Annotated in this window: 4 protein-coding genes; all 4 read right to left on the bottom strand. The window is 72.7% G+C overall.

What is annotated here, in order from left to right:
- Positions 1–153: 153 nt before the first annotated feature.
- On the bottom strand, positions 154–636 hold the full coding sequence (locus CCN33_RS09215; protein WP_086693050.1) for a GNAT family N-acetyltransferase: 483 nt from the start codon (positions 634–636) through the stop codon (positions 154–156).
- A gap of 53 nt (positions 637–689) precedes the next feature.
- Entirely contained in the window at positions 690–863 is a 174-nt protein-coding gene (locus CCN33_RS31020; RefSeq protein ID WP_107030878.1) for a hypothetical protein, read from the bottom strand.
- 299 nt (positions 864–1162) lie between these two features.
- On the bottom strand, positions 1163–2671 hold the full coding sequence (locus CCN33_RS09210) for an SDR family NAD(P)-dependent oxidoreductase (protein ID WP_086693048.1): 1509 nt from the start codon (positions 2669–2671) through the stop codon (positions 1163–1165).
- 137 nt (positions 2672–2808) lie between these two features.
- Positions 2809–3599 (bottom strand): WS/DGAT domain-containing protein (locus tag CCN33_RS09205; RefSeq protein WP_140394493.1); only part of this gene is annotated, 791 nt, incomplete at its 5' end.

The following is a 3599-nucleotide window of genomic DNA, read 5'->3' as shown; positions in this document are numbered from 1 at the left end:
TTCGTTTGGATCAGGCCGGATCAGCGAGCGGGGTCTGGTGCCGTGCATCGCAAGGCGGAGGAGGGCGACATGGCGGAGCCATGGCAACCGACGACAACGCCGCGAGGCGCGGTGCCAGACCTCGCGAGCCCGGCAAGATCCAAACGAGAGGCCCTAGAGCGCCTTGTGCATGATGTGCAGCCCGACCAGCCCGTCACGGGGGTGGTCGAAGGCGTTCGGGACCGTGCCGAGGACGGTGAAGCCCAGGGAGGTCCAGAGGCGGACGGCGGGGTTGGTCTCGACGACGGCGTTGAAGACCATCGCGCGGTAGCCCCGGACCTTCGCCTCGGCGAGGACGTGCTCGGCGAGCGCCCGGCCGGTGCCCCGTCCGGCGCGGTCGGGGTCGACCATGAAGCCGGCGTTGGCCACGTGCGCGGCGGGGCCGCCGTAGTTCGGGGTGAGGTAGGCCGAGCCGAGCAGGGTGCCCTCGGCGTCCTGGGCCACGTACACCCGCTTGGCGGGGCTCATCCAGAGGGCGCGGGCGGCTTCCTCGGGGGTTCCGGGGTCCCATGTGTAGGTGTCACCGGCGGCGACGACGCGGTGCCAGACGGGCCAGATCCGGGGCCAGTCACCGGCCCCGGCTTCTCTGATCAGCATGGGCGTGAGTCTGTCACGCCCATGCGCCCGACGGTCGCGGGGTGCGGAAGGGGTCAGTCCACGCTGGGCAGGATGTGGGGCTCCGCGAGGTCGTCCTCGTAGCCCGCCAGGCGGATCGGGGCGGAGCGAGCCCACACGTCCAGGCTGCCGAGTTCTCCGGGCCTGCGGCGGGAACGCTCCGTGCGTTCGTCGGGGCCCTGTTCGCTGGTCGTCTTCTCCGGTGTCACCGCGCACTCCTTATGTGTCGGATCACCCTGGGGGGCGTCCCGGACCTCCAGGTTAACCAAATGAGCGGAGCCGCGCTCGATAGGGAGTGCAAACAAGACGTAACTTCCGCCCGCCCGCCGCCCGGTCAATCCCCCTCAATGTGGGGCCGTTTACCGCAAAGCGCCTCCGCTGCGGGGGCCGTCGATTCACCCACTCGGCCCAGCCATACGTCTGCCCGGCCGATGCCCCGTCATACGACGGCGCGGCACCGGACCGAGGTCCGGTGCCGCGCCGTCGGTTACGGGAGGGCGGTCGAGCGTCACCACTTGCCGGGCGCGTAGTCCTTCATGAAGACGCCGTACAGGTCCTCGCCCTGCTCGCCGCGCACGATCGGGTCGTACACGCGGGCCGCGCCGTCGACCAGGTCCAGCGGGGCGTGGAAACCCGCCTCGGCCAGGCGCAGCTTGTCGTAGTGCGGGCGCTCGTCGGTGATCCAGCCGGTGTCGACCGAGGTCATCAGGATGCGGTCGGTGTCGAACATCTCCTGGCCGCTGGTCCGGGTCACCATGTTCATCGCGGCCTTGGCCGCGTTGGTGTTGGGGTGGCCGGCGCCCTTGTATCCACGGGCGAAGACGCCCTCCATGGCGGAGACGTTCACGACGTACGCCCGCCCCTTGGGGGCCTGCTTCGCGGCGGCCGCCATGGCCGGGCGGAGCTTGCTGATCAGGATGAACGGCGCCGTGTAGTTGCAGAGCTGGGTCTCCAGCAGCTCCACCGGGGAGATCTGCTCGATCGACTGCACCCAGGTGTTGGTGTCGACCACGTCGGGCAGCAGGCCGCCCGCGTCGATCGCGGTGCCGTCCAGGTGCCGGGCGACGCTGGCGTTGCCCGCGACCAGGGCCAGGTCGGCGACCTTCTGGGCCTCCAGGCCGCTGGTGCCGACGGGCAGCGCGGCCAGGCCGTCGACCGCCCCGGAGTTGAAGGCGCCGATCACCTGGTGGGCGGGCAGCTCACCGGCGGGCAGCGGTGCGCTCTCTCCGTCGACCAGCGCGGCGTAGGCGGAGGGCAGCCGGCGTACGGTCTGCGTCGCGTTGTTGATCAGGATGTCCAGCGGGCCGGCCTCGGCGACCCGGTCCGCGAGGGCGACGGCCTGGGCCGGGTCGCGCAGGTCGATGCCGACGACCTCCAGGCGGTGCAGCCAGTCCGCGGAGTCCTCCATCGCCTTGAAGCGGCGGATGGCGTCCTTGGGGAACCGGGTGGTGATCGTGGTGTGGGCACCGTCGCGCAGCAGCATCAGCGCGATGTACATGCCGATCTTGGCGCGGCCGCCGGTGAGCAGGGCGCGCTTGCCGGTGAGGTCGGCGCGGGCCTCGCGGCGGGCACGGTTCTCGGCGGCGCAGTCCTGGCAGAGCTGGTGGTAGAAGTAGTCGACCTCGGTGTACCGCTGCTTGCAGATGTAGCAGGAGCGGGGGCGCTGGAGTATGCCCGCGATCCGGCCGGCCTCGATCTTGGAGCTGGGCAGGATGCCCTCGGTCTCGTCGTCGATGCGCTCGGCGGAGCCGGTGGCGGTGGCCTCGGTGACCGAGCGGTCGTGCGCGGTCTTGGCGGCCCGGCGCTCCTGGCGGCGGCGCTGCTTGACCGTGCGGTAGATGTGCGAGGTGGCCCGGCGGACCTGGATGGCGTCGGGGTGGTCGACGTCGATCCGGTCCAGCTCCTCCAGCACGCTGAGGCAGACGGCCAGGCGCTCCGGGTCGATACCGGGCCCGTAGACCATCTCGTCCGTGGACACCGCGTCCGTGGACGCCGCGCCGTCCTCTGTCACCGTCATCGCGCTGCCGCTTCCCTGATCACCCGCGCGGGGGCATGGGTGCGCCCGCTGTCGGCCGGGGAATTTTACGGAGCGCCCGGCCCCTGGACCAAACCCGCACCGGTGGCGGGCGGCCCGGGGGCCGGGAACGGCCGAGGTCAGACCTCGCAGGCTGTGAGCAGGGTCTCCATCTCGGCGGTGAGCGCGCGGGCCAGGACGTCGAGGTCGGGCACCGCGCGGGCGTCGGCCACGAGCCCGTAGTGGACGCGTCCCCGGTAGGTGGAGACAGCCACCGCGAGCGACTGGCCGGGGGCGAGCGGGGCGAGCGGGAAGACCTCGGCCAGCTCGTGCCCGCCGAGCCTCAGGCCGATGCCGGGCAGCGGGACGCTGGTGACGAGGATGTCGAACCAGAGCCGCGCCGCCTGTCCGACCAGCGGCCCGCCGAGCCGGTGCCCGAGCGCCGGGACGTGGTCCGCCAGCAGGGCGACGGCACCCGCGCCCCGGTCGGAGCCGGCGTCCTTGTTGCGGACCATCGCCGCACGCACCGTCTCCAGCCGGGCCAGCGGGTCGGGGTCGGCGACCGGAAGCCGCAGCAGGTACCCGGAGAGCCGGTTGCCCTGCGGCTGGGCGGTGCGCGGGCGGCGCCGGGAGACCGGGATGAGGGCGCGCGGGGCGACGCCTCCGCTGCCGTCGCCGCGCTCGTCCAGCCAGCGGCGCAGGGCGCCCGCGACGACGGCGATCAGTACGTCGTTGACGGTGCCTCCGGCGCTCTTCCTGACCCGGTGCACGTCGTCGATGTCGAGCACGGCGCCGGCGGTGCGGCGGGTGCCGCTGGGGGCGGAGGTCAGGGCCGGGGCGGGACTCATGCCCAGGGTCGAGCGGGCCAGCGAGGCGCCGATGTCCAGGGCCCGGCCCAGGTCGGAGACGGCGCCCTTGACCAGGTCGGGGA

The sequence above is a fragment of the Streptomyces recifensis genome, assembly GCF_002154615.1.
Lineage (GTDB): Bacteria > Actinomycetota > Actinomycetes > Streptomycetales > Streptomycetaceae > Streptomyces > Streptomyces griseoluteus.
The sequence above is the reverse complement of the archived record's forward strand: the minus strand, read 5'-3'. Positions and strand labels throughout refer to the sequence as shown.